Annotated in this window: 29 protein-coding genes and 1 pseudogene; 19 read left to right on the top strand and 11 right to left on the bottom strand. The window is 66.5% G+C overall.

Translation table 11 applies throughout. The annotated features are described in order from the left end of the window. Positions 1 to 24 precede the first annotated feature (24 nt). Entirely contained in the window at positions 25 to 378 is a 354-nt protein-coding gene (locus ACTJLD_RS35785) for a fatty acid desaturase (protein ID WP_240440026.1), read from the bottom strand. 4 nt (positions 379 to 382) lie between these two features. Between ACTJLD_RS35785 and ACTJLD_RS35780 the strand changes: the two genes are divergently transcribed. Beyond that, positions 383 to 781, top strand: coding sequence for a helix-turn-helix transcriptional regulator (locus ACTJLD_RS35780; protein WP_240440027.1), 399 nt, complete (start codon positions 383 to 385; stop codon positions 779 to 781). A gap of 186 nt (positions 782 to 967) precedes the next feature. On the opposite strand, the gene moaD is transcribed toward ACTJLD_RS35780, so the two are convergent. From moaD to fdhD, 5 genes are all read right to left on the bottom strand, one after another. Then, positions 968 to 1,225: a molybdopterin converting factor subunit 1 gene (moaD, locus tag ACTJLD_RS35775; protein WP_059695806.1), complete on the bottom strand. Its 258-nt coding sequence runs from the start codon at positions 1,223 to 1,225 to the stop codon at positions 968 to 970. Between the two features lie 52 nt (positions 1,226 to 1,277). Further along, positions 1,278 to 1,850 carry a molybdenum cofactor biosynthesis protein MoaE gene (locus tag ACTJLD_RS35770; RefSeq protein ID WP_021157914.1) on the bottom strand — a complete coding sequence of 191 codons (573 nt, stop codon included), beginning with the start codon at positions 1,848 to 1,850 and terminating at the stop codon, positions 1,278 to 1,280. 46 nt (positions 1,851 to 1,896) lie between these two features. Beyond that, positions 1,897 to 3,021: a GTP 3',8-cyclase MoaA gene (gene moaA / locus ACTJLD_RS35765; protein WP_226151335.1), complete on the bottom strand. Its 1,125-nt coding sequence runs from the start codon at positions 3,019 to 3,021 to the stop codon at positions 1,897 to 1,899. Between the two features lie 199 nt (positions 3,022 to 3,220). Further along, the gene (locus tag ACTJLD_RS35760) at positions 3,221 to 4,435 is read right to left on the bottom strand and encodes a molybdopterin molybdotransferase MoeA (protein ID WP_440661098.1); all 1,215 of its coding nucleotides are present in this window, start codon (positions 4,433 to 4,435) and stop codon (positions 3,221 to 3,223) included. Next, complete coding sequence (fdhD, locus tag ACTJLD_RS35755) at positions 4,435 to 5,304, bottom strand: formate dehydrogenase accessory sulfurtransferase FdhD (RefSeq protein ID WP_440661096.1); 870 nt, start codon at positions 5,302 to 5,304, stop codon at positions 4,435 to 4,437. Before fdhD ends, ACTJLD_RS35760 begins: the two co-directional genes overlap by 1 nt. Positions 5,305 to 5,729: 425 nt before the next feature. Here fdhD and ACTJLD_RS35750 point away from each other — a divergent pair, with 425 nt between their 5' ends. The 5 genes from ACTJLD_RS35750 to ACTJLD_RS35730 all read left to right on the top strand — a co-directional run bounded on the left by ACTJLD_RS35750 (position 5,730) and on the right by ACTJLD_RS35730 (position 10,321). Next, positions 5,730 to 7,130, top strand: a complete 1,401-nt coding sequence (locus tag ACTJLD_RS35750; protein ID WP_059695798.1) for a cytochrome ubiquinol oxidase subunit I — start codon at positions 5,730 to 5,732, stop codon at positions 7,128 to 7,130. A 3-nt stretch (positions 7,131 to 7,133) separates the two neighbouring features. Then, a complete protein-coding gene (cydB, locus tag ACTJLD_RS35745; RefSeq protein WP_136470612.1) occupies positions 7,134 to 8,141 on the top strand; it encodes a cytochrome d ubiquinol oxidase subunit II in 1,008 nt (335 codons plus the stop codon). Positions 8,142 to 8,304: 163 nt separating this feature from the next. Next, positions 8,305 to 9,225, top strand: a complete 921-nt coding sequence (locus ACTJLD_RS35740; protein WP_059682459.1) for a bestrophin family protein — start codon at positions 8,305 to 8,307, stop codon at positions 9,223 to 9,225. A gap of 80 nt (positions 9,226 to 9,305) precedes the next feature. Next, positions 9,306 to 9,899 (top strand): SMI1/KNR4 family protein, encoded by a 594-nt coding sequence (locus tag ACTJLD_RS35735; RefSeq protein ID WP_027792474.1) that lies wholly within the window; start codon positions 9,306 to 9,308, stop codon positions 9,897 to 9,899. A 35-nt stretch (positions 9,900 to 9,934) separates the two neighbouring features. Further along, positions 9,935 to 10,321, top strand: coding sequence for a VOC family protein (locus ACTJLD_RS35730; protein ID WP_136470614.1), 387 nt, complete (start codon positions 9,935 to 9,937; stop codon positions 10,319 to 10,321). Between the two features lie 207 nt (positions 10,322 to 10,528). On the opposite strand, the gene ACTJLD_RS35725 is transcribed toward ACTJLD_RS35730, so the two are convergent. Both ACTJLD_RS35725 and ACTJLD_RS35720 read right to left on the bottom strand, forming a co-directional pair. Then, entirely contained in the window at positions 10,529 to 10,879 is a 351-nt protein-coding gene (locus ACTJLD_RS35725) for a DUF1493 family protein (protein WP_440661095.1), read from the bottom strand. Further along, positions 10,879 to 11,057 (bottom strand): annotated as a pseudogene (locus ACTJLD_RS35720) (STM2901 family protein); the annotation flags it as partial. The pseudogene ACTJLD_RS35720 and the gene ACTJLD_RS35725, both read right to left, overlap by 1 nt. A gap of 93 nt (positions 11,058 to 11,150) precedes the next feature. On the opposite strand from ACTJLD_RS35720, the gene ACTJLD_RS35715 reads away from it, so the two are divergent. Next, positions 11,151 to 11,561 carry a VOC family protein gene (locus ACTJLD_RS35715; protein ID WP_059555818.1) on the top strand — a complete coding sequence of 137 codons (411 nt, stop codon included), beginning with the start codon at positions 11,151 to 11,153 and terminating at the stop codon, positions 11,559 to 11,561. A 120-nt stretch (positions 11,562 to 11,681) separates the two neighbouring features. Here ACTJLD_RS35715 and trpS read toward each other — a convergent pair whose 3' ends face one another. Continuing rightward, complete coding sequence (gene trpS / locus ACTJLD_RS35710; RefSeq protein ID WP_027792476.1) at positions 11,682 to 12,695, bottom strand: tryptophan--tRNA ligase; 1,014 nt, start codon at positions 12,693 to 12,695, stop codon at positions 11,682 to 11,684. A gap of 209 nt (positions 12,696 to 12,904) precedes the next feature. Continuing rightward, positions 12,905 to 13,060, bottom strand: coding sequence for a hypothetical protein (locus ACTJLD_RS35705; RefSeq protein ID WP_021157927.1), 156 nt, complete (start codon positions 13,058 to 13,060; stop codon positions 12,905 to 12,907). A gap of 929 nt (positions 13,061 to 13,989) precedes the next feature. On the opposite strand from ACTJLD_RS35705, the gene ACTJLD_RS35700 reads away from it, so the two are divergent. The 7 genes from ACTJLD_RS35700 (at position 13,990) to ACTJLD_RS35670 (ending at position 19,483) form a co-directional block, all read left to right on the top strand. Then, on the top strand, positions 13,990 to 15,618 hold the full coding sequence (locus ACTJLD_RS35700; protein ID WP_027792477.1) for a tyrosinase family protein: 1,629 nt from the start codon (positions 13,990 to 13,992) through the stop codon (positions 15,616 to 15,618). An 87-nt stretch (positions 15,619 to 15,705) separates the two neighbouring features. Then, the gene (locus ACTJLD_RS35695; RefSeq protein WP_027792478.1) at positions 15,706 to 16,137 is read left to right on the top strand and encodes a hypothetical protein; all 432 of its coding nucleotides are present in this window, start codon (positions 15,706 to 15,708) and stop codon (positions 16,135 to 16,137) included. 108 nt (positions 16,138 to 16,245) lie between these two features. Continuing rightward, entirely contained in the window at positions 16,246 to 16,908 is a 663-nt protein-coding gene (locus ACTJLD_RS35690) for a hypothetical protein (RefSeq protein ID WP_440661094.1), read from the top strand. Positions 16,909 to 17,293: 385 nt separating this feature from the next. Beyond that, a complete protein-coding gene (locus ACTJLD_RS35685) occupies positions 17,294 to 17,950 on the top strand; it encodes a hypothetical protein (RefSeq protein WP_440661093.1) in 657 nt (218 codons plus the stop codon). A 108-nt stretch (positions 17,951 to 18,058) separates the two neighbouring features. Further along, positions 18,059 to 18,391, top strand: a complete 333-nt coding sequence (locus tag ACTJLD_RS35680; RefSeq protein ID WP_021157934.1) for a RebB family R body protein — start codon at positions 18,059 to 18,061, stop codon at positions 18,389 to 18,391. Positions 18,392 to 18,589: 198 nt separating this feature from the next. Beyond that, entirely contained in the window at positions 18,590 to 18,964 is a 375-nt protein-coding gene (locus tag ACTJLD_RS35675) for a RebB family R body protein (RefSeq protein WP_021157935.1), read from the top strand. A 195-nt stretch (positions 18,965 to 19,159) separates the two neighbouring features. Further along, positions 19,160 to 19,483: a RebB family R body protein gene (locus ACTJLD_RS35670; protein WP_027792482.1), complete on the top strand. Its 324-nt coding sequence runs from the start codon at positions 19,160 to 19,162 to the stop codon at positions 19,481 to 19,483. 76 nt (positions 19,484 to 19,559) lie between these two features. Here the strand turns inward: ACTJLD_RS35670 and ACTJLD_RS35665 are convergent, their stop codons facing one another. Then, on the bottom strand, positions 19,560 to 20,390 hold the full coding sequence (locus ACTJLD_RS35665) for a Crp/Fnr family transcriptional regulator (protein WP_226181997.1): 831 nt from the start codon (positions 20,388 to 20,390) through the stop codon (positions 19,560 to 19,562). A 249-nt stretch (positions 20,391 to 20,639) separates the two neighbouring features. Between ACTJLD_RS35665 and ACTJLD_RS35660 the strand changes: the two genes are divergently transcribed. The 5 genes from ACTJLD_RS35660 (at position 20,640) to ACTJLD_RS35640 (ending at position 24,403) form a co-directional block, all read left to right on the top strand. Further along, complete coding sequence (locus ACTJLD_RS35660; protein WP_048028512.1) at positions 20,640 to 21,197, top strand: RNA polymerase sigma factor; 558 nt, start codon at positions 20,640 to 20,642, stop codon at positions 21,195 to 21,197. Between the two features lie 105 nt (positions 21,198 to 21,302). After that, positions 21,303 to 21,596, top strand: coding sequence for a RebB family R body protein (locus ACTJLD_RS35655; RefSeq protein ID WP_027792485.1), 294 nt, complete (start codon positions 21,303 to 21,305; stop codon positions 21,594 to 21,596). Positions 21,597 to 21,625: 29 nt separating this feature from the next. Continuing rightward, a complete protein-coding gene (locus tag ACTJLD_RS35650; protein ID WP_440661092.1) occupies positions 21,626 to 22,231 on the top strand; it encodes a hypothetical protein in 606 nt (201 codons plus the stop codon). A 157-nt stretch (positions 22,232 to 22,388) separates the two neighbouring features. Beyond that, positions 22,389 to 22,835, top strand: a complete 447-nt coding sequence (locus tag ACTJLD_RS35645) for a hypothetical protein (protein WP_124536543.1) — start codon at positions 22,389 to 22,391, stop codon at positions 22,833 to 22,835. Between the two features lie 227 nt (positions 22,836 to 23,062). Beyond that, positions 23,063 to 24,403 (top strand): flavin-containing monooxygenase, encoded by a 1,341-nt coding sequence (locus ACTJLD_RS35640; RefSeq protein WP_440661091.1) that lies wholly within the window; start codon positions 23,063 to 23,065, stop codon positions 24,401 to 24,403. Positions 24,404 to 24,415 lie beyond the last annotated feature (12 nt).

Raw genomic sequence — 24,415 nt, 5'->3', positions numbered from 1 at the left:
CGTCGTGCCCGCGCGAGGCTTGTTTCACGTCGCGGCCACGAACCCCGTCATACCGCTGCGCGCATTGGCGTCGGCCGCGAGGCGTCGTTCCGGTTCCGTCGCATGGATGCGATTCCATGCAAGTACCTTGGGGGTCATCAGCCGGTGCGAAAGCGGCGGAATCATCGCGACGACGATCGTCGTCAGGTAGCCGCCGATCATCGTCGGCGCGTCGGCAAACGGCTTGAGATCCTGATAGGGTACTTCGCCCTGAGCATGATGATGCGAATGGCGCGTCAGGTTGAACATCGACCACGAACTGATGCGTCGATTGGTATTCCATGAATGGCGTGGCTGGACCGGCGTGCCTGGATCGCGAACGATACAGTAGTGCTCCATGTAGTTGACGATTTCCAGCAGCGCCTTGCCCTACAACGCGCAGAGCAGGAAGTACACGCCCGTTCGCGGCCCGCCGATGCCCCATGCGCTTGCGCCCAGGGGCCGGCGGCTGATGCTCGAGCGGGTGGGCGCGTTCCCGTCGCAACAGTCGACCGCCCAACTGCTGAACATGACGCCTCGCACCTTGCTCCGGCGATTGGCCGACGACGGAACGTCGTATCGCGAGATACTCGAAAACGTGCGCCACGCGCTGGCGGTCGAGAGCGTGAAGTCGGGCAAGCTCAGCCTGCAGGAAATCGCGTTCCTGCTCGGCTACGACAGTCTCGGGAATTTCCGCCGTGCATTCATCCGCTGGGAGGGCATGTCGCCGTCCGAATTTCGTCGGGCCGAAACCCGATCGTGAAGCGTCTCCAGCGACGATCCTGTCCTCGTGAGGGCCGATCGCGGTGGTGCGCGTTGCCTGCCGAACCAGATGACATGTGCGCGTACGCATCGGGCTCACGGCACCCGGAATCTGTATCGCGAAGGGCAAGCAGCCGACACGCGCCGGCCCGTATCCGGCACCGGAGGGATCCCACCCGTCGCGACGTCACCCGCCCGTCACCGGCGGGAAAAACGCGACCTCGCTGTCCTCCCGCACGACGAATTCACCCGTCACCATCTCGAGGTTCACGGCCGCGCGCACGGGCCGGTCCATCCGCAGCGCGTCAGCGCTGCGTGCGTCGCGCGCGGCCAGCGTGCTGCGCAGCGCGTCGACGGTGAGTTCGCGTGCGTCGACCTCGATGGTTTCCTCGTCGCGCTCGAGTTGTTCGCGAATGCTTGCGAAGTATTTGATCGTCAGTTTCATTGCGATGTCTTGAATGGAGTCGGCGGAATCGAAAAGCGCGCGGCGGACCGGCTCAGCCCCAGCGACGCATCGCCTGGTCGTCGTGCGCCTTCGCCTCGACCCAGCCGGATTCGCCGTCGTGCCGGATCTCCTTCTTCCAGAACGGCGCGTGGGTCTTCAGGAAGTCCATCAGGAATTCGCACGCATCGAACGCACACGCGCGATGCGCGGCGGCCACCACGACCAGCACGACGGCCTGGCCGAGCGGAATGCGCCCGACGCGATGCACGATCTTCACCGCTTCGAGCTGCCAGCGCGCGCTGGCTTCCTCGACGATGCTCCACAGGGCCTGCTCGGTCATCGTCGGGTAGTGCTCGACCTCGAGCGCGACGACATCGTCGACATCGCCTTCGTTACGCACGACGCCGAGAAAATTCACGACCGCGCCGACATTCGGATTGCGAACGATCGGCGCAAGCTCTGCGCCTGCGTCGATCGGCGCGTACTGCACGCGCACTTCGAAGCCGGCGGTGATCGCGGGCGGCGGTTCGTGGTGCGGGTCGGCCGCATCGACGGGAGGCGGGTGGCCGCCGGCACGCAACGGATCGTCCGGCAGCCCGGCAGGGGATTCGGTGAAGGTCGTCATGACTGGTTCTCCATTTGGCGGCGCGTGCGGTGTCGCGCGGCGGCGCTCAGCCGCCGACGAGCGACATGCGCACGGTCGGATAGGTCTTGCCCGGCACGCGGGCCGGCCGCGCGGCCCGGCGCTCGGAATAGCGGTCGTCGCGGTGCGTCCAGCGATCGCGCACGGCGGCGGCGAGGTCGGCGCTCGACGCTGCTTCGTCGAGCCACGGCCGCAGGTCGGTGCCTTGCGTCGCGAACAGGCACGTATAGAGTGTGCCGTCGGCCGACACGCGGGCGCGCGAACAGGTGCCGCAGAACGGATGCGACACGCTCGCGATGAAGCCGACCTCGCCTGCACCGTCGATGTGCGCGCAACGGATCGCGGTCGCATCGTGCGCCGGTTCGCCGACGAGCACGAGCGGATAGTGCGCATCGATCAGCGCGCGCATCTGCGCGGCCGGCACGACCTTGTCGCCCGACCAGAAGCTCGCGCCGCCGACATCCATGTATTCGATGAAACGCACGGCCACGCCCGTATGCCGGAAGTGCCGCACGAGCGGCAGGATCTGGTCGTCGTTCACCCCGCGCTCGATCACCGCGTTGACCTTGACCGGCGCGAGCCCGGCCGCCTGCGCGGCCTCGATGCCGGCCAGCACGCGCGACACGGGCACGTCGGCGTCGCTCATCCGGCGGAACATCGCGTCGTCGAGCGCATCGAGGCTGACGGTCACGCGCGACAGGCCCGCGTCGCGCAGCGAACGCGCCTTCGCGGCCAGCAGCGAGCCGTTGGTCGTCAGCGCGATTTCGACGGGCTTGCCGTCGACGGTCGTCAGCGCGGCGAGGTGTTCGATCAGCGCTTCGAGGTTGCGGCGCAGCAGCGGCTCGCCGCCCGTGATGCGGATCTTTTCGACGCCGAGCGACGTGAACGCGCGGGCGATCTTTTCCAGTTGCGCGAACGACAGCCGTTCGGACGACGGCATGAACGCATAGTCGGTGCCGAAGCTTTCGCGCGGCATGCAGTAGCCGCAGCGGAAATTGCACTGGTCGATGACGGACAGGCGCAGGTCGCGCAGCGGGCGGCCGAGCGTGTCGGTCGGGCGGGGGAAGGCGCCGGGCGATGCGCCGCCGGAAGCTGCGGCGGCGGCCGGCGCGGCGGAAACGATGGCATTCACGATCGGTTCGTCGGCCTGCATGAAGTAAGCGAAGGGGCGGCGCCGGTCGGCCGTGCGCATGCCGAAATGGCGGCGCACGGCGCGTGACGAGCCTCCTCGTGAGGATAGTCCGCCGGGTTTTTCCGGCAGGGACACAATCGCGCCCGAATTGCAGGAATACAGTTCGCGGCGCGGGACGCGCGGCGCATGCGCGGCAGCGGGCGCGTGTCGGGCGTCGCGCTCATGCGAGCCACGGCGCGAATTCGTAATACGGTACCGCGTCGCCGTTCGCGATGCGTCGCCCGGCCGGCAGCCGGGCCAGCCCGCTCGCCTGCACGAGCGACTGCAGCGTGCCGGCGCCTTGCTGGCGCAGCGTATCGAGGACGGGCATGCCGTCGAGGCCGACCGTGCAGTGCACGCGCACGAAGCGCTCGCGCTGCGCATCCGGTTCGAAGTCGCCGTCGATCGGCAGCGACGGCACGGTCGGCAGGCGTGCGTCGCGCCCCTGCAGGCGGCGGATCAGCGGCGCGACGAACAGCGCGAACGCGGTCATCGCCGCGCCGGGGTTGCCGGGCAGCAGCACCACCGGCCGCGTGTCGAGCCGCGCGAGTGCAACCGGCTTGCCGGGCTTCATGCGCACGCCGGCGACGATGAACGATGCGCCGAGTGCGTCCAGCGCGGGGCGCAGCAGATCCTTGTCGCCGACCGACGCGCCGCCGACGCAGATCACCAGGTCGCAGCCCGCGTGCAGATCGCGCAGCGCGCGATCGACGGCGGGTGCGGTGTCGGCGGCATGCAGACTCATCGCGACCTCGGCGCCGGTGCCCGAGACCAGCGCGCCGAGCATCGGTGCATTGCTGTTGTAAATCTGTTGCGGTGCGCGCGGCTGGCCGCACGCGACGAGTTCGTCGCCGGTCGTCAGGATGCCGACGCGCAGCGCTGGACGCACGTCGATACGCGCGAACCCTTGCGCGGCGGCCACGCCGACATGCATCGCGCCCATGCGCACGCCGGCCGGCACGAGCAGGTCGCCGGCTCGCACTTCCTCGCCCCGGCGGCGGATGTGCGAGCCGCTGCGCTGCGGCGCGTCGAACGCGACCCGGCCGTCCTGCTCGTGCGCATGCTCCTGCATCACGACGGTGTCCGCGCCGGGCGGAATCAGGCTGCCGGTGAAGAGGCGCGCGGCCGTGCGCGGGGCCAGCGGCGCCGGCATGTCGCCCGCATAACAGCGCTGCGCGACGTGCAGCAGCTCACCGAGTGCGAGATCCGCGTGACGCACGGCGTAGCCGTCCATCGCACTCTGGTCGGCCGGCGGCTGGTCGAGCACGGCGGTGAGCGGCGCGGCCAGCACGCGGCCTGCCGCTTCGGCGACCGGGACGGACAGGGTGGCCCCGAGCGGCGCGAACGCGCTCGCGAAATGCTGCTGAGCGGTATCGAAATCGGTCAGTGGTTTCATCAGGAGAAGTCCGGGTGTGCTTGCGCAAGCGCCGGTTGGTCGGGGTGAACGGCGTCGGGTGACACGTACTCGACGAAGCCGTCGTTGCGGCAGAAGCCGAGCAGCCGCACGCCGGCTTCGCGGGCGACGTCGATCGCGAGCGACGTCGGCGCCGAGATCGTCGCGATCATCGGGATGCCGACCCGCGCGGCCTTGCGCACCAGTTCGTAGCTCGCGCGGCTCGACAGGAACACGAAGCCGTCGTGCAGGTCGGCGCGGCGCCGGGCGAGCCGGCCGATCAGCTTGTCGAGCGCGTTGTGGCGGCCGACGTCCTCGAACACGTCGAGCACGGCGCCGTCCCGGTCGCACCAGGCGGCCGCGTGGACGCCGCCGGTCTCGCGCATCAGCGTCTGATGGGCCGGCAGCGTGCGCGCGGCGCGTGCGATCGCGTCGGCGCCGATGCCGGCGGCCGCGCCGGCGGCGGCGATGCGCGGCGGGTGCAGGTCGAGCTGCGCGATGCTTTCGATCCCGCAGACACCGCAGCCCGTGCGGCCGGCCAGCGCGCGTCGGTGCGCCTTCAGCGCCATGAACGCCTGCTGCGACACGGTCAGGCGCACTTCGGCGCTGCCGGGCCGGCATTCGCTCTCGATGTCGAACACGTCCGACGCACGCTCGACGATGCCTTCGCTGAGCACGAAGCCGAGGCCGAACGCGTCGAGGTCGATCGGGGTCGCCATCATGACCGTGTGTGCAATACCGTTGACCACGAGTGCAACCGGCGTTTCGTCGACGACGCGGTCGACGGTGTCGCGCACTTCGCCGGCACGATGACGTGTCACATGACACGCGGTACTGCCGGTCGGCTCGTCGCGGCGGATGCAGGACTCCATGCGGTTTCTCCAGGCGGATCGGCCGGTGGGCCGGCCGGGTCGGGCGCGTACGCCGGACCAGGGGAATCGGGGCTGCCGGGCGGGCGCGGCCGAGGGGCGCGCCGTGGCCGCGGGCAGGCATTGCATCGGATGTTAACGGGGATGAACAGTGCACCCGATGTACAGCGCTGCAGTGCGGAAAGCAGTACAGCTGATCGTCCCGCCGGCGCGAAATGTGTTTTCCGTACACACATCTTCTGCAACGGAAGCAGCACAGTTTCAGCGCACGTTCGAACGATTGCGAGTATCGTTGCAAACGCGATATCGTCATTCACGCTTCGATGCCATGCGAGTGACCGTTTTGTATTCGCATGTGTCGTCGGCAAGCCGTCGCGCGATTTCCTGCTTCGGGCGGACATCCTCACAAACACGAGCAAATTACGGTCATGGAAATCTTCGATGCGTTCCATCTCGCACGATTGCAATTCGCATTCACGGTGTCGTTCCACATCGTGTTTCCCGCGATCAGCATCGGTATGGCGAGCTTCCTGGCGGTGCTGGAATGGCGCTATCTCGTCACCGGCGACGCCGCCTACAAATCCATGTTCCAGTTCTGGTCGAAGATCTTCGCGATCGGCTTCGGGATGGGCGTGGTCTCCGGCGTCGTGATGGCGTACGAATTCGGCACGAACTGGGCCGGCTTCTCGCGCGTCGCGGGCAACATCACGGGCCCGCTGCTCACCTATGAAGTGCTGACGGCGTTCTTCCTCGAAGCCGGCTTCCTCGGCGTGATGCTGTTCGGCTGGCAGCGCGTGAGCCCGCGCGCCCACTTCTTCGCGACGCTGATGGTCGCGGTCGGCACGCTGATCTCGACGTTCTGGATCCTCGCGTCGAACAGCTTCATGCAGACGCCGCAGGGCTACAAGATCGAGAACGGCCTCGTCGTGCCGGTCGACTGGTTCAAGATCGTGTTCAACCCGTCGTTCCCGTACCGTCTCGTGCACATGACGATCGCGGCGTTCATCGTCGCGGGCTTCATCGTCGCCGCGTGCGGCGCGTGGCACCTGCTGAAGGGGCGCCGCGACGAGCCGGTGAAGCGCAGCTTCTCGATGGCGCTGTGGATGCTGCTGGTGCTCGCGCCGATCCAGATCGTCGTCGGCGACGCGCACGGGCTGAACACGCGCGAATACCAGCCGGCGAAGATCGCGGCGATCGAGGGGCTGTGGGAAACCGAGAAGGGCGGCACCGCGCTGAACCTCGTCGGGCTGCCCGACATGCAGGCCGAAACCACGCGCTATGCGATCCAGGTGCCGCACCTCGGCAGCCTGATCCTCACGCACAGCTGGGACGGCGAGATTCGCGGGCTGAAGGAATTCCCGCCGCAGGACCGCCCGTATTCGCCGATCATCTTCTGGACGTTCCGGATCATGGCCGGCCTCGGGATGCTGATGCTGCTCACCGCGCTGCTCGGGCTGCTGCTGAGAAAGGGCGGGCGCCTCTATGAAACGCGCTGGTTCCAGTGGTTCGTGGTGGCGATGGGGCCGTCGGGCATCGTCGCGCTGCTGGCCGGCTGGATCACGACCGAGGTCGGGCGGCAGCCGTGGACCGTGTACGGCGTGCTGCGCACCGTCGATTCCGTCGCGCCGCTCAGCGCGCAGCAGGTCGGCGTGTCGCTCCTGATCTTCGTGGTCGTGTATTTCCTGGTGTTCGGAACGGGTGTCTACTACATGCTGAAACTGATGAAGCGCGGGCCGGCTGCCCAGGCCGGGTATATCGAGCTGCACCGGCATCCGGGGCTGCGCAAGAGCGCGCTGTCCACGCCGCTGAACGTGACCGAAGCGGAGTAAGCCATGCAAATCGATCTTCCTGTCGTGTGGGCCGCGATCATCGGCCTCGGTGTATTCATCTACGTGATGCTGGACGGCTTCGATCTCGGCATCGGCCTGCTGTTTCCGTTCTTCGATGCGAAGGCCGAGCGCCAGGTGATGCTCGACACCGTCGCGCCGGTGTGGGACGGCAACGAGACGTTCCTGGTGCTCGGCGGCGCGGGGCTCTACGGCGCGTTCCCGGTCGTCTATTCGACGCTGCTGCCCGCGAACTACCTGCCGCTGGTCCTGATGCTGGTCGGGCTGATCTTTCGCGGCGCGGCGTTCGAGCTGCGCGCGAAGGCCACCCGCACGCAACACATGTGGGATCTCGCGTTCATCGGCGGCTCCGCGCTCGCGGCGTTCTGCCAGGGGATCGTGCTTGGTTCGCTGCTGCAGGGGATCAAGATCGTGAACAACCAGTTCGCGGGCGGGCCGTTCGACTGGCTGTCGCCGTTCAGCCTGATGTGCGGGATCGGCGTGCTCGTCACGTATGCGACGCTCGGCTGCGGCTGGCTGATCCTGAAGGTCGACGGCGAGCTGCAGCGCAAGATGCGGCTGCTGATGAAGCCACTCGCGGGTGTGCTGCTCGCCGTGATGGGCGTGGTCAGCCTGTGGACCGTGATCGGGCTGCCGGCCGTCGCGCACCGCTGGTTCGGCAGCGGCAACCTCGGCTGGTTCCTGCCGGTGCCGATCCTCGTCATCGCGTGCGTGTGGGGCATCTTCCACTCGGTGAAGCGCGCGCACGAGGCCACGCCGTTCCTGCTGACGCTCGCGCTCGTGTTCCTCGGCTACACGGGGCTCGTGATCAGCATCTGGCCGAACATCGTGCCGCCGTCGCTGTCGATCTGGGATGCATCGTCGAGCCATTCGAGCCAGAAGTTCGCGCTGATCGGCACCGTGATCGTGCTGCCGATCATCCTCGTGTACAACGCGATGCAGTACCGCGTGTTCCGCGGCAAGGTGCGCGAGGGCGACGTCGGCTATCACTGAGCGCCGCATGATGTGACGGGCGCGGCGCGCGCGGGCGTATCATCTCGCGCAGCACGGCGCCCGGCCCGGCATCCACCCGACAGCGGCCCGCCACGCGCGGGCCGCTGCGCATCGGGCGCCGGCGTGCCGTATCGCGTATTTCCCTGGCAGTCGAGAAAACACCATGATCGTCCGACCACGACAAAACTGGCTCAGGATGCTGTTCGTCTGGAACGGCTCCGTGCTGCAATCGATCATTCCGCAGCTCGTGTTCATGGCGATCGTCAGCACGCTGGCGGTCTTCACGAACGGGCGCATCTTCGGCGAGAAGATCCCCCTCAATACCGCGCCGTTCACGCTGTTCGGGCTGGCGCTCGCGATTTTCCTCGCGTTTCGCAACAACGCGAGCTTCGAGCGGTTCAAGGAGGCGCGGCATCTGTGGGGCAACCTGCTGATCGCGGCGCGCGCGCTGACGTCGCAACTGAATCGCTACCTGCCCGACAGCGTCGGCGACGCCGAGCGCAACCGGCTTGCCGACCTGCTGATCGCGTTCACCTATGCGCTGAAGCATCAGCTTCGCCATACCGATCCGACGCAGGACCTGCAGCGGATCCTCGGCGCGGAGCGTACCGCCGCGCTCGCGGGCAAGTGTTTCAAGCCCGTGGCGATCCTCGACGAGCTGCGCGGCAGCATCGTCCGCGCACTGGGCCGCGCGCCGGGCAGCGACGCGACCTGCTGGATGTTCGAGGCGCAACTCGACGAGCTCGGCAAATCGGTCGGCGGTTGCGAGCGCATCCTGTCCACGCCGATCCCGTTCTCGTACAGCGTGCTGCTGCATCGCACCGTGTATGCGTATTGCGTGCTGCTGCCGTTCGGCCTCGTCGATTCGACGGAGTTCTTCACGCCGCTGATCTGCGTGTTCATCGCGTACACGCTGATCGCACTCGAGGCGATCGCGAACGAGGTGGCCGAGCCGTTCGGCCTCGCGCCGAACGCGCTGGCGCTCGATGCGATGGCGCGCACGATCGAACGGTCGGTGCTCGAACTGGGCGATCGCCCGCTGCCGGAGGAATTCGTGCCGGCGTCGACGTACCAGATCACGTAGGCGGGTGCGCGGAAGGAGCTGAAGGGGCGGGTCGCGTCGGGCGCTAGAATGGCGCTGGCCTGTTCTTCGGATCTGACGCGATGACCCTCGTCGACACCTATCTCGCCGGCCTGCGTGCCGTGCTGCCCGACACCGACAACGCGGCGCTCGCCGCCGCCACGGGCGCGACGCCCGCGCAGCTCGACGCGCTGCGTGCCGCGTATCCGCAGTGCCCGGCCAGCCTGCTCGAACTGCTCGGCACGCTCGACGGCACCTACTGGCGCGACTATGGCGGCACGACGGTCAACGTGCTGGTGCTGGGCTCCGACGTCTACGAATACCCGTATTACCTGCTGTCGGCCGCGCAGATGCTCGAGGAAGGGGCGAAGTACCGCGACAGCATCGCCGAGATCTACGGCGACGACGCGAACGACGACGGCGAACTCGTCGATCCACGCATCGACATCGCGCTGCCGATGGGCCGGCGGCTGTGCTTCTCGCATTGCATGAACAACGGTGGCACGTCGCAGCTCTACATCGACTTCGAGCCGGCGGCGGGCGGCAAGGTCGGGCAGGTCGTGCGCTTCCTGCACGATCCCGACAGCTACGCGGTGATCGCCGACGACTTCGACGGCTACCTGCGCCAGCTGATCGACGGCGGTTATGCGTTTGTCATCGATTTCGACGAAGAATAGCGGCGGCGACGGCTGCTATTTCAGGAGAGGTTGAAATGCGAATCTACGTGACGAGTATTTTTGTCGACGACCAGGACAAGGCGTTGACGTTCTATACCGACAAGCTCGGTTTCAAGCTGAAGAACAACGTGCCCGTGGGCGGGTACCGCTGGCTGACCGTGGTGTCGAAGGACCAGCCGGACGGCACCGAGCTGCTGCTCGAGCCGAGCAACCATCGCGCGGTCGGGCCTTACAAGCAGGCGCTGTACGAGGACGGCATTCCGGCGGCATCGTTCCAGGTCGACGATCTCGACGCGGAATTCGCGCGGCTCAGGGATCTCGACGTCCACTTCACGCTGGAGCCGATGGACGCGGGGCCCGTGCGCGTCGCGGTCGTCGACGATACCTGCGGGAACCTGATTCAACTGATGCAGATGAAGTGACGCCGCGCGGTTGTCGGCCGGCCCGTCGAATGCCGTGTATTCGAGCGTCACATTGACCGCGAGGCGGCGCTCGATGCGTGCCGGTCGTGGTGATGGCTATGTCGCATCCGCTACGATAGCGGGGCGGGCGCGGCATCGGCAGAGTGGACCAAGGGGGGAAAGAGTGCCTTGGTCCGCCGATTGTGCGGCGCCGTCTTGTCGAGCAGATTACTTTTTGAGTGCCTCGGCGTCCCACTTTCCAAGCGAAACAGCCTTGTACAGCATGCCGACGGTCAATGCTTCGCGCTTGAATGTGTGAGGTTTCCCGAGGATAAACCGGCGAATCACGTGATACAGAAAACCTTCGCCCTCCATCAGGAAGTAGCGCCCGAAATCGTAGTCGCCGCGATCCACGTTGAACCGTGCGAAAAATCGTTCCATGAAGATGTCCGCATCGTCTCCGGTTTGTCCGAGATCGTCGGACAGGGTGGTGTCCTCGGTAATCGGGCGGTTGCTCGATACCGCCGCTTCATGACGCACGAACGCTTCCAGCGTTTTCCACATGTGACGGTCGTCCATTACAGAATTCTGTCCTCCGGTTTCGCAATCCGGTTGTACCGGTAAACGGTGTTCGGACAATATGGAAAGCATCCTTTGCGAACAATACCCAGCCGATGCCAGGCACGGTTCGGCCGACAAACACGGCAAGCCGATGTGTGAGGATGACGCGCAGACGCTTGATGCTCTGCAGTGTGACGGGCAGCCGAACCCTTCCCGGTGACGACGGCTCGTAAGCGACGGACGGCAGGTTTGTGTAGACTCATGCTCGTCCAACGGGGAGCACACCACTATGCAACTGCTAGACCACGTGTCAATCAGCGTGCCGGATATCGAACTGGCGCGCCCGTTCTACGATGCCATCATGGCCGCGCTGGGCGCGACCCGGGTCTATGACCGGGGCACCGCACTCGGCTACGGCGAACGCTGCAATGCGAACGACACCGCATCGACCTTTCTCGCGATCTACCTGGATCCCGCCGAAATCGGCGTGAGCAAGCGGCACTGGTGCTTCAAGGCCGCGAGCCGCGCGCAGGTGGATGCGTTTTTCGAGGCCGGCCTCGCGACGGGCGGGCAGTCCGACGGTGAGCCCGGCTTGCGGCCGCATTATCACGGCGACTACTACGGGGCGTTTCTCGTCGACCCGGCCGGCAACCGGGTAGAGGCGGTGTGCCACGCGTCCGTGCCGGCGCACGCATCGTGACGAGAGGCGGTGGCAGCGGCGCACGCACGCGCACCTGATGCGGTGATCGCCGCGCGCCGGCCCGATACTGTCCGGCGCGCGGCGCGCGGCGCGCGTTTACGCACGCGCGGCCTGCGCCGCTCAATCGAAGTAGTTCAACCCCATCGCCCCCTTCACCTCCGCGAGCGTCGCGCCGGCCACGTCCCGCGCGTGCATCGTGCCGCGCTTCAGGATCGCCATCACCTCGGCCTTGTCGGCCTCGAATTCGCGGCGGCGCGCGCGGATCGGCTCGATCAGCGCCTGCAGCCGCTCGTTCAGCACGCGCTTGACGACGCTGTCGCCGAGCCCGCCACGGCGGTAGTGCGCCTTCAACTCGTCGACCTTCTGCACGTCGGGCTCGAACGCATCGAGGAACGTGAACACGACATTGCCCTCGACCTGGCCGGGATCGCTCACGCGCAGGTGGTTCGGGTCCGTGTACATGTCCTTCACGGCCTGTGTGATCTCGTCCGGCGTCGAGCCGAGCGTGATCGCGTTGCCGAGCGACTTGCTCATCTTCGCCTTGCCGTCGATCCCCGGCAGCCGCGTGACCGCCGACAGCACAGCCTCGCATTCGACCAGCACGGGCCGGTCGACCGTCGCGTTGAAGCGGCGCACGAGTTCGTTGGTCTGCTCGATCATCGGCAACTGGTCGTCGCCGACCGGCACGTGCGTCGCCTTGAACGCGGTGATGTCGGCCGCCTGGCTCACCGGGTAGGTCAGGAAGCCGGCCGGGATGTCGCGCTCGAAACCGCGCAGGCGGATCTCTTCCTTGATGGTCGGGTTGCGTTCGAGGCGCGCGACCGTGACGAGATTGAGCAGGTATTGCGACAGCTCGGCGAGCTCGGGCACCTGCGACTGCACGACGATCGTCGAGATCGCCGGATCGATGCCGACGGCGAGATAGTCGAGCGCGACTTCGATCACGTTCTCGGTGACGCGCTGGCGGCGGCCCATGTTGTCGGTCAGCGCCTGCGTGTCGGCGAGCAGCAGGAACTGCTTCGCTTCGTGCTGCATCTGCACGCGCGCGCGCAGCGAGCCGATGTAGTGGCCGAGGTGCAGCGGGCCGGTCGTGCGGTCGCCGGTGAGGATGGTCGGTCGGGTCGGGTGGGTCATGTTGGTCGTTGCTCCGGGTTATCGAAGCCGCCAGCCATGTCGTCTGCGCAGAAACGCAAATGCCGCCATGGCTGGCGGCATCACGTTTGGGACATGCAAAAGGAAACGGGCCGCCTGGGTCAGGCGCGCCACCAGCAATGCACGTTCGGCGAGGCGGGTTGGGTTTCCATTGCGCGAGTATAGCGTAGAGCGGAGACGGACGTGCCGCGTCAGCGGATGACGGACTCCATCGCAAGGTAGGCGGTTTCGGCCGACGGCCACAGCAGGTACAGCAGGCCGGCCATCAGCAGCAGCGCGCCGGCGCGTACCAGCGGCGTACGGTCTTTCTCGCGCGGGAGGCGGGTGGGCGGCTTCGAGTTCTTCATGCTTGCTGGCGCGCGAGGCGCCACTCCAACGGTTGCTGCAACGGGTCGGGTGAGGCGACGCCGGGGTGTTGCGGGGTTCGACGGGGGCTGGGTGCGGCCGGGCACCGTGTCGCCCGGGCGGGACGGCGGGTTGGCCGCTGGCGGGCATAAAAAGGGACGGTTGAACGCCCTTTGGCGGCCATCCATGCCGAGGCGACCGGCATCCTACCAGTTCGGCGGCGCGGACACAGTCAAGAATTGTCGGGGACAGGGCCGCAGGGGGCGCGTCGAATGGCCGTGACGCTACCGGCTCGGGATAGCGTCGTCCGGATGCCGCGATGCAACCTTGCCCGTTCTCCGCGAGCTTTCAGCCGCATACGTGGCAACTGACAACCGTAAGGTTTCTTTCAGTCGATTGCATTCGTCAACACCGTCGCGCTCCCGTGATTATCCCGAGCCTGTTTTTTACTCTCGCGTCGTAAATGGGGGTGATTATTTAAGAAAATTAAACGGGCCAATCATTACTTTTACCTCCGGATTTTTTTTTGAAAATTCCGATCGCCTTGTCCTTGCTAAAACCAATTCCATCTGCTTTATTTACTCATACCAAATCAGGATAAAACGCTATCGGGGTATCACAGTCACTTCGTCAGGTATTGGTGCCTGACGAAGTGGCATCGACTCACCACGGCATCCCTACGATCTGAAGGCGCAGCCCCTTCCCAGCGGGCGTGCTACGCCTGTTGCGCGTGTCCGCGCCCATGGAGGCGATCAGGTGGCCACGCGGGCCCGCCCATGGCCCGCCGATTAATGCTTTCAAAATGCCACGCAATATTTGAATAAAACGAATTCGATTGAGCGCGAGTTTAAATGTTTTATTAACTACCTGCTTACGTTCAAAACCTGGCGGCCAAGCCCTAATGCTACCCACGAAGGAGGCTGGATATATCATGAATAACGCATCTGGAGTCAGAGTTCGTCCGTCGATCGAATCGTTGCAAGTCGAATATCTGAAAGGCAACAAAAAGCCGCTGGAAGACCTGATGCGCGCGTGGAAAGGCATCAAGGCATTGCCGCCCGACGATCCGAACTCGTTCTTCATGATCGGCGGCTTCCACGGCGAGCCGTTCCGCGGCGCCGGCTGGGGCTCGGCGTCTTACTGGGGCGGCTATTGCAACCACGGAAACGTGCTGTTCCCCACCTGGCACCGTGCGTACCTGCTGCGGCTGGAACAGGCGCTGCAGAGCATCCCCGGTTGCGAGCAGGTGATGCTGCCGTTCTGGGACGAAACCAGCGAAGAGTCGCTGACGAAAGGCATCCCGTGGGCCCTGACCGACCCGGATTTCGAGCTCGACGGCGAAAAGATTCCGAATCCGCTGGCCTCCTTCACGTTCAACCGGGCGATCACCGACAACATCAACGGCGACGATCCGAACTACAGCAAGCCGCTGCCTTACGTCACGGTTCGCTACCCGCTGTCGGGGCTCGTGGGTACCGACAAGGACCGGGCCGCGACCGAGAAGCACAACGCCAAGTTCAAGGATGCCAAGGAGAACGTGGTGTTGCTGAACCGGAACATCGTGGACTGGCTCACGTCCTACATCGTCGTGAAGGGCAAGGTGGTGCCGACCAACGTGAAGCGCAAGTTCGAGCAGTGCCTGGACGCGCCGAACTACACGGTGTTTTCCAACACGACGTCCGCGGCCCAGTGGAACGAGAATCTGCCGGAAGGCGCGATTCCCGTCGTCCCGCTCGAGTCGCCGCACAACAAGATTCACCTGGCGGTCGGCGGGTTCGACGTGCCGCACGGCCCGAACAAGGGTGACCTCTCGCCGATTCCGGGCGCCAACGGCGACATGGGCGAAAACGACACGGCGGGCCTCGACCCGATCTTCTATTTCCATCACTGCTTCATCGATCGCGTGTTCTGGCTGTGGCAGAAGCGGCATGGCTTCACGCAGCATCTCGACGTCATCGCCGAGTATCCGGGCACCAACTCGGTCGACGCGCAGGGGCCGACGCCGGGCACGGTGCCCAACTCGTGGCTCACGCTCTCGTCGCCGCTCGATCCGTTCAAGAAGAGCGAGAACGGCAAGGAGCGCGCTTATACGTCGCTCGACTGCATCAACATCGAGGAGCAGCTCGGCTACACGTACGGCCCCGGTTCGCTGGAAGACCTGCCGAAGCTCTCGCTGGCGGCGACGACCGTGCCGGCCGGCAACAGCAGCAAGGTCGTGCGCGTGTCCGGGCTGAATCGCGCGCCGATCGCGGGGTCGTTCCTGGTCTCCGCGTACGTCAACGTGGACGGCGAGCGGCACCTGCTCGGCACGGAGGCCGTGCTGAGCCGCTGGAGCGTGCAGTACTGCGCGAACTGCCAGACGCACCTCGAAGTGAAGGCGTTCTTTCCGCTGGACCAGTTCTCGGTGAGTGCGGTGGAGGGGGCCCAGTACGACGTCGAGATCCATACGCGCGAAGGCGTACGCCTGCAGACACAACCGGCTTCGCCGCCCGTTTCGCAAGCCGTCGCCGGTGCGGCTCCGCAAGCCGCGCCGAAACTGTTCCGGCTCGAGGTCCGGTAACGACGGCGCGTGACGAACCGGCGCCATCGCGTGGCGCCGGTTCACTTCGGTATTTCGACGACATGGACATGAAGGGGAGACGCGCGCATGAGCTACACACCCGAAACCGGCAGCCTGGTGGGCCAGTGGACCTATCGCAGTTTCCTGAACGATCCCGACCCGGCCACCGCATTCAACGACCTGGAATTCGGCCTCGGCACGATCGAGATCGCGCAGGCACCGGCGGGCATCTTCAAGGGGCGCATTTTCGGCCCGGGATGGGAGCTGCAGCTCAACGGCTGGATCAGCTACGGGAATCCCGGCACCGTCCGCTTCCAGGGGCGCGGCGTGGTCAGCGGCGAGGAGTGGGTCTACGACTATGTCGGGTACGTGAGCGCGCCCTGGCCCAACGGCATCAACCAGCGTCCGGCGCTGACCGGTTCGATCGTCCGGACGGTTCCGCATGCGAGCGGCAACGGCGGCGTCGCGCCGGCCGGGGTGGTGTGCTCGTGGTACGCGGTCATGCGAGATCCTGCCTGAACGGCCATGACTGCCCCGAGTGCTCCGCCGGCCGGCCCGGCCAGGCGTCCGGCGACGGTGACGGGCGCGATCCGCGCATGCGTGGCGGCCGGGTCTGCACGAACGGCCATGCTCCCGATGCCCGAACGCGTGCGCGGCGCGCTGGCGTTCGCGATCCTCGGCTACCTGGCGTGCGACCTGCCGACGCGGCTGCATGGTGCCCCTTCCAGCTGGATATGGAACGGCATCGGTGCGTTTGCCTGCGGCTTGGCGGGGTACTCGACGAGAGGCGGATCGCCGGGCAGGTGCGCGCGCCGGTCGATGCTCTGGTGCATGGCCGCCATCTGCGCGGGATTGACGCTCGATGCGATGCGGGCGCCCCTCGAGGCCATTCTCGACATCTGCGGCGGCACGCTCGATACCGGTGCCATGTGGAACATGCTCGTGCTCCATCTCCAGTGGTTCCCGATGTCGATGCTGGCCATGCTGGCGCTGTTGATTCGGCGCGAGGCCGACCGCAAGGACGGGCATCGACGCGGCCCGGTACGCGTGCTCGTCCGGGCGCCGGTGCGGGTCGCGCTCGAATTCGCGGGGATGTTGCTCGTCATGGCGCTCGGCATGACCGCGATCAGGGCAATGGCGTTCAGCGTGGGGCTGCGCTGGGATACGAGCGGCGTGGCCTTTGCGATGCTCGTCAGCATGCTGGCGTTCTACGCCCTGAGCGATCGAGCCGCCCTCGCAGAGGAATCGTTGATAGGCCGCTTGCGAAACAAGAACGGTCAGATTACTTAGGATCGCAAAAACAGGCTGGAGATCGAATTCGGCGGAACATGATCGCGGCGTAGGTCGATTTCAATAAAAGAGACCACGCACCGGGCGGCGGGCGAACGGGGCGCAACGGTATCGGCCGGCATGCGCGGCGGCGCTGCTTGCCTGCGCATGGCCCGCCGGCGTAGGCGCGACGCACGGCGACAACCAATTTCACAGACCCGTCGCACGGTTCGTCCCTGCAGCGGTCCTGCCGAAATTTCCGGCGGGGCTGCCGCCTGTCCATTTCCCGGAGAACACCATGCGATATCCATTGCAGTACGCCGGCGCTGGCGCCCCTGCGCCGCGTCCATCCGCCCCCGAACCGCACGCACCGGCGGCGCGGGCCGACCTCGAGGAGGTGTGAGCCATGAGCGACGACGCACTCGACCCGTTGCTGCGGCAGTTCGCGGAGAAACGATTGGGACGGCCCCTCGAGCCGGCTGAAGAACGGGCGCTGCTCGAGCGGCTGCCGGGTCGTCACGCGGCCCAGCCGGCCTCGGCGGCCGGCGCGGCCGGCGCGGCCACGCAGGCGAGCGCCGCGCCCCCGCCATTGCCGCGCTTGAAAACCCGGCAGGAGGCGCGCGAGCAGGTCAAGCATTTCCTGCAGCTCAACCAGCAGAAGGCGTACGAGAAGATGCGCGGCATCCTGCAGACGATCGACGCGCAGAACGAGACGACCCTCGGCATGCTGGCGTCGGAACAGCAGAAGGTGTCCGGCGTACTCGACGCGCACGAGCCGCCGGACGACGCACCGGCATCCGGCGCGGCCGACATCCAGGACAGCACCCGCGAGGCGCTGGCGGTGATCGGCGAACAGCTGACCGGCCTCATCCGGCAGGAAATCGACGCCTGCTTCCGGCACTACGTCGATTCGCTTGCCGAACGGCTCGTCGTGCGGCTCGACGCGATCGACGAGCGGCTGCAACGCATCGGCGCCCGTCCGGCCGACCTGCACGAACCGGCCGCTGCCGCCACCGCCCCCGCTTCTGTTCACGATACCCCCGGGCCAGCGTCCATGGAGTAGCACACCGGGCATGCGGTTGAAGTCGAGCGGCTGAAGTCCGGCGGCTGGACGCGAGACCGGCCGGCCCCGATGTGCGACCTCTCAACTACGTGAATCAAGGAGCAAAAAATGGGTGATACGTGTCAGGTGTGCCAGGTCAATCCCGCGATTACCGATGCCGTCACGCAGGTCAACGTCAAGGTGGTCGCCGAGGCGCCGGCGATGGCGATGGGCTCGCTGTACCAGGCCCAGAGCCATTCGCTCAGCATCCTGTTCGAGAACGCGGTGCAGCAGCAGTCGCAGGCCGCGATCCAGTCGCAGACGTCGACGAACGTGGGGACGATGCAGCTCTACACGATCGGGCCGGAAAGCGCGGGGGCGGCCGCCACGGAAATCGGCGCGAACGGGATCATTTCCATTCTGGCCGACGTGATCGCGATCGGGAAGGCGATGCGCCCGTAACGCGCGGTCGTCACGCCGCGGGCGAGCGGCGGCGCAAGCGGCTCGGGCCGCCGATACCGCCGCAGCACCGCCGCACCGCCGAACCGCAGCACGTCCGCCGGCGCCTGAACAGCGGTGCCGCGCGGTGTTCCGGAGCAAACGACAGGACGGGTAGAGCCGATTCGATGCGGCGCCCGTTCGCAAACCAGGAGAAATTCGATGGCAAATGATACAAGCGCCCCGACGGATCCGAAGGATCCGAAAGACCCCTGCAACTGCAAGACGTGCGCGGTCAATGCCGCGATCACCGACGCCGTCACGCAGACCAACGTCAAGGTGGTGGGTGAAGCGCCGGCGATGGCAACGGGCTCGCTGTACCAGGCCCAGAGCCATTCGCTCAGCGTGCTGTTCGAGAACGCCGTGCAGCAGCAGTCGCAGGCCGCGGTACAGCTGCCGACCTCGACGAACGTGGGCACGATGCAGCTCTACACGCTCGGGCCGGCGAGCGCCGGCGCCGCCGCGACGGAAATCGGCTCGAACGGCGTGCTGTCCGTGCTGGCCGATGTGCTCGCGCTCGGCAAGGCGCTGGCCTGACGCGTAACCCGGCGTCGACGCCGGGCGGCGGCCCCGATTTTCGCGGCTGCCGCCCGGCGCCTGTCGTCATCCCGACGCTCGCGACGGCGAGCGTTCGCGCGTACCGATGCAATCGATCGGCGCACGTCGCCGACCGACCCATTCATGCGTTCGCCGCGATTGCATCGCAGCGGCGGGCAAACCAGGAGCAACGACATGCCGGAACAGGTTTCCGCCGCGGTGACCGATGCGGTCACGCAAGCCAACGTCAAGGTGGTGGGCGAAGCGCCCGCCGTGGCCTTGGGCACGCTCATGCAGTCGAACAGCCATGCGTCCGCGATCCTGCTTCACAACGCGGTGCAGATGCAGGCGAACCAGGCGATGTCCAACCTCGCCGCCACGACCGTCGGTGTCATGCAGCTCTACGCCGGCTCGCCGGTGGCGGTGGCCGCCGCGGCGCGCTCCGCGAACGACAACTTTGCGTCGCAACTGACCGCCGTCGCGCAGTTGATGAACGCCATCGGCCACTGGCGCGGCTGATCTTCACCGCGCGCCGCGCAACCCGGCGCGCGCGACTTCCTGCCGCCGCGGCGTCGCGGCGCATGCGCCCGGCGCGTCAATTGGCGTTGACGATGGTCCGCAACTGCTCCGGTTTTTCGATCGTCACGCCGTTCGCGTGAAGCCGGATCAGGCCGTCGCGCTGCATCTTCTGCAGGCTGCTGTTCAGTCGCGGCCGGCTGACGTTGAGCATCGCGGCGAGGATGCTCTGGCTCTCCGGCAGCCTCACCTCGAGATCGTTCCCTTGCATGCGGTTCAGCAGATGGCGCGCGAGCCTGGCTTCGAGCCGGTACAGGCATGTCGATTCGACGAAGTCGCTCAGCTGGTGGACGTGCCGGCACAGCTGCTCGTGGATGCGCGCCATGAAATCCGCGTTGGCCAGCAGCGGCGCGAAGTACTGGCGATGCAGCAGCGACACGCGGCAGTCGGGGCTCAACTGCGCGGTGAAGCTGCGCCGGTGGGCGCGAACCAGCGTGTTTTCGCCGATGAGTTCGCCCGGCAACGAGTGGCCGAGAATGAGTTCGCGTCCGCCGGGTTCGTGCAGCGTCTTGTACACGCGGCCGCAGTGCACGAAGGCGACGAAATCGCCCGGATCGCCCTTGAAGAACAACAGGCGATTGCCGTGTTCGGGCCAGGGCGCGAGATGCCGCTCGATGTGAGCGAGCAGGCTTTCCGGAAGATCGGCGAGTATCGGGATATTGCACAGCGTTCGACCGTTGACGAGGGCAGGCATGTTTTCCGTGCAAGGTTGTTTGACGATGCGGCCACCTAGCGAAAAACGCTGCCTTTGGCATTGCGTGAAAAATGAATGATGAAAATAACCAGATAATGGGAAAGCGATCCCGATATGGTTTTGCTTCGGCGCCAGGGACCTTTGGTCGACCGACATCGACAGCAGCGTGCCGGCGTAATCACGTCGCGGCGGCAGTCGCCATTTTTCATCGAAATGCCATTGTTCACGCTCGACGGCGCGCCCGAAACGACGGATGAGGAGATGCCGGGGAATTAAAGTTTCCGTTCACAATAATCAAGAAAATTTACACGAAGCGATTATCTTTAAAACGGTGTTACGCGGGTAACAGCGCCATTCCCGGCATCGAATCGATTCTGTGTTTTCCATAAAAAAGGAAGGCACGGGATGACAACCTCGAACCAGCACGCTGTTTCGACGCCTGAGTCACCGGCGCAGCAGCTCGATCACACGTGGCGGGAAATGCAGGGGAAATTGCGGCGCCGCGCGCGCCTGTTGTGCAAGGGCGATATCCACCGTGCCGACGAACTGCTCTCCGATACCGCGCTCAAGGTCCACATCTACCTGCAACGTTCGCCCGAGCGCGTCCGGAACCTGGCCGGCTTTCTCTTTCTGGCGCTGAACCACGCGTTCCTCGACGGCGCGCGCCGCCGTGTGCGCGAAAGCGGCATGCTCGAATTCGACCCGGGCTGGGACGACGATCACACCGTCGAGCTGGCCGGCCACGCGCCGTCGGTGGAGCAGCAGCTGCTGCTCCGGCAACAGCTGCTGCGTCTCGAGCAGGTGCTGTCCACGCTCCCGTCGCAGCAGCAGATGCTGTTCACGCTGAAGTTCGAGGAGGACCGGCCCTATCTGCACATCGCGGCGACGCTCGGGATCAACGAGCCGCTGGCCAGAAAGCGTGTCGAGCTGCTGCGCCGGAAATTGCGCGAGGAACTCGCGTGAGCGCGTTCACGAACGCGGGCATGCAGCGTTCCTAACGGCATGCGCGGCGTCGATGGCTTGCCGTTCCTTCAATCGCATGCCGGAGCCGAGATCCGAGGAGGCCTCGTGGCAGACAAAGTCAATGAGCAGGTTACCGACGCGCTGACGCAGACCAATGTCAACGTCGTCGCGGGATCCCCGGCCCAGGCGCTGGGCATGCTTTACCAGATGTTCAGCCAGGCCGTCGGCATCTCGGCGCAGAACATGACGCAGCAGCAGGCGGCGCTGAACCAGATTTCGAACGCCGTCGTGTCGAAGGCGGTGGCCATGATCCTGTCCGTCGAAGCGTCGCCGAAGCCGGCAGCGGGCGGCGCGGCGCAAGCGCCGGCGGCCGGGCCGCAGACGGGTTCCACGCATTAGTCGACTCTCGGGATACCTGAACCATGAACATGAAAGGCCTTTTGGGCGGACGCGGCGACGGTGCGCCGCAGGCGCCGCACGATGGCGCGTCCGCGGCAGCAGGTGCAACGACGCCTGCCGATGTCGCGCCGCCCGTCGCGGCGCCGAAAGCAGGCGCGCGCGCATGGCCGGTCAACCGGCTGCGCAGGCTCACCGATGCGCTGAAGGCGCCGAACCAGGTCGCCGATCCGGCCGGGGGCGGCGGTTCGGCGCTGCAGACCGTGCAGGCGATCAACGCGGAGGCGGCGTCCTACGCGACGACGCAGATCGCCGTCGGCCCGAACATGATGATCACGCAGGCGGGCGGGATGGTCGCGCAGGCGGCGGCCAACTACTTCGAGGCGTCGACGTCGCTGGCGATCGCGGGCAAGAGCGTGCTGATGAAGGACCTGGCGCAGAAGACCATCGACGAGAACGTACGCGGGATGGCGATGGATGCGGTGGGCCTGCTGTTGACCGACCTGTTCGTCGCGACGGCGGCGGTCGTCGCGGGAGCCGCGGAGGCGATCGAAGGCGAGGCCGCGAGCGTCGCGCTCGACAAGATCGACGAGAGCCTGCAGCGGTATCAGGCGCTGCTGGACAAGAAGGGTGCGTAGCGCGCGACCGCGCGCGGCGACCAGGAATCAATCGACACGACCCGCCGGGCCGCCAGGCCCGCCGCGGGATGTGAGCGGCGGGAACGACGCGTGTCCGCTTTCCCGGACACGCGTCGTTCCCGCCACCGGCAGTCCCATCGAGTCAAGTGAGGAACCCATGCCCTACGACATTCAGAACGTACAAGGTCCCGCGCCGCTGGTGGTTGGCGAGCGCATCTGGGGAGATGCGTCGGAAATCGATTTCGGCGCGATGACGAGCTGCATCGCGCTCGTCGAGCAGACGCCGGGCCAGCCGGCGTCGGTGCGCGCGATCCATCTGTCGATCGTCAGCGACGACGGTACGAAGGTGTACGACCCGTCGGCGAACGTGGCCGGGCAGGTCGAGACGATCATGCAGCAGAGCGGCGACCTGCGTACCTGCCTCGGGCGCATCGATCTCTGGCAGGCCAGCGAGTCGCAACAACTGCGGGATTTCTTCGCCGCGCTGATGCTGAGCCTCGACATGCAGAACTGGGTGCAGTTGCCGGACGGCAACCTGCGGGTGCGGATCAACGGCGGCGTGATCCAGTATCGGCAGGGCGCCGGCCCATGGACGAACGCGTAGCCGGCGCGACCGGTTGAAGCCGGCGCCCGCCGTCCGGGCGGGCGCCGGTGCAACACGGACGCGTCGTCCCGTGCCGCTCGACGCCCGCGCGCCCCCCAGCTTTTTGCTCATCAACACCAACAAAAATCATCATTTCGCCGCAAGCGGCGTGTCAGCAGAATGTCTCCATTCCAGCTCGAGCGACAGCACGCGCGTCGCGCCGAGCCGCACTTCAGAAGGAGACAGCCGTGGCAGTCGAAACAACCTCAATCGATACGCTCGTCGTCGGCGCCGGTCAGGCCGGCGTGGCCATGAGCGAGCACCTGGGCAAGCTGGGCGTGCCGCATCTCGTGCTGGAGCGCAGCCGCATCGCCGAACGCTGGCGCACGGGGCGCTGGGATTCGCTGGTCGCGAACGGCCCCGCGTGGCACGACCGCTTCCCGGGGCTCGAATTCGACGGCCTCGACCCCGACGCGTTCGCGTCGAAAGACCAGGTCGCGGACTACTTCGAAGCGTACGCGCGCAAGTTCGACGCGCCGATCCGCACCGGCGTCGAGGTGAAGCGGGTCGTGCGCAATACGGGCAAGCCGGGTTTCGTCGTCGAGACGTCCGACGGCACGATCGAGGCGAACCGCGTGGTCGTCGCGACGGGGCCGTTCCAGCGTCCGGTGATTCCGCCCATCGCGCCGGACGACGCGCGCCTCGTGCAGCTCCATTCCGCCGACTACCGCAACCCTGGCCAGCTCCCGGACGGCGCGGTGCTGGTGGTCGGCGCGGGTTCGTCGGGTGTGCAGATCGCCGACGAGCTGCAGCGCGCGGGCCGCCGGGTCTACCTGTCGGTGGGCCCGCACGACCGCCCGCCGCGCGCGTATCGCGGCCGCGACTTCTGCTGGTGGCTCGGCGTGCTCGGCGAATGGGACAAGGAAGTCGCGACGCCCGGCCGCGAACACGTGACGATCGCGGTGAGCGGCGCGCGCGGCGGCCATACGGTCGATTTCCGCAAGCTCGCGAACCAGGGCGTGACGCTCGTCGGGCTGACGAAGTCGTTCAACGGCGGCGTGGCCACGTTCGAGCGCGATCTCGCGATCAATCTCGCGCGCGGCGACGAGAACTACCTGTCGCTGCTCGACGCGGCCGACGCCTATGCGGCCCGCAACGGCCTCGACCTGCCGGCCGAACCCGACGCCCGTCACATCCTGCCGAACCCCGACTGCGTCGCGCACCCGATCCTCGCGCTCGATCTCGCCGGCGCGGGCGTCACGTCGATCGTCTGGGCGACGGGGTATGCGGTCGACTACGGCTGGCTGAAGGTCGATGCGTTCGACGCGAACGGCAAGCCGCAGCACCAGCGCGGCGTGTCGAAGGAGCCGGGCATCTATTTCCTCGGGCTGCCGTGGCTGTCGCGGCGCGGCTCCAGCTTCATCTGGGGCGTGTGGCACGACGCGCGGCACATCGCCGATCACATCGCGACGCAGCGCACCTACCTCGAATACCACGACGCATCGCAGCGCCGCTCGGCATCGCGCCCGGAGCCGGGCGGCGCCGCGTCGCACGCCGACGCGCGGCCGCTCGCCGACGCGGTCAACTGACCGAACCCATGC

This window comes from Burkholderia sp. 22088, from assembly GCF_052045915.1.
Taxonomy (GTDB): domain Bacteria; phylum Pseudomonadota; class Gammaproteobacteria; order Burkholderiales; family Burkholderiaceae; genus Burkholderia; species Burkholderia cepacia.
Note: the sequence above shows the minus strand (reverse complement) of the source record. Positions and strands in the feature narration are given on the sequence as shown.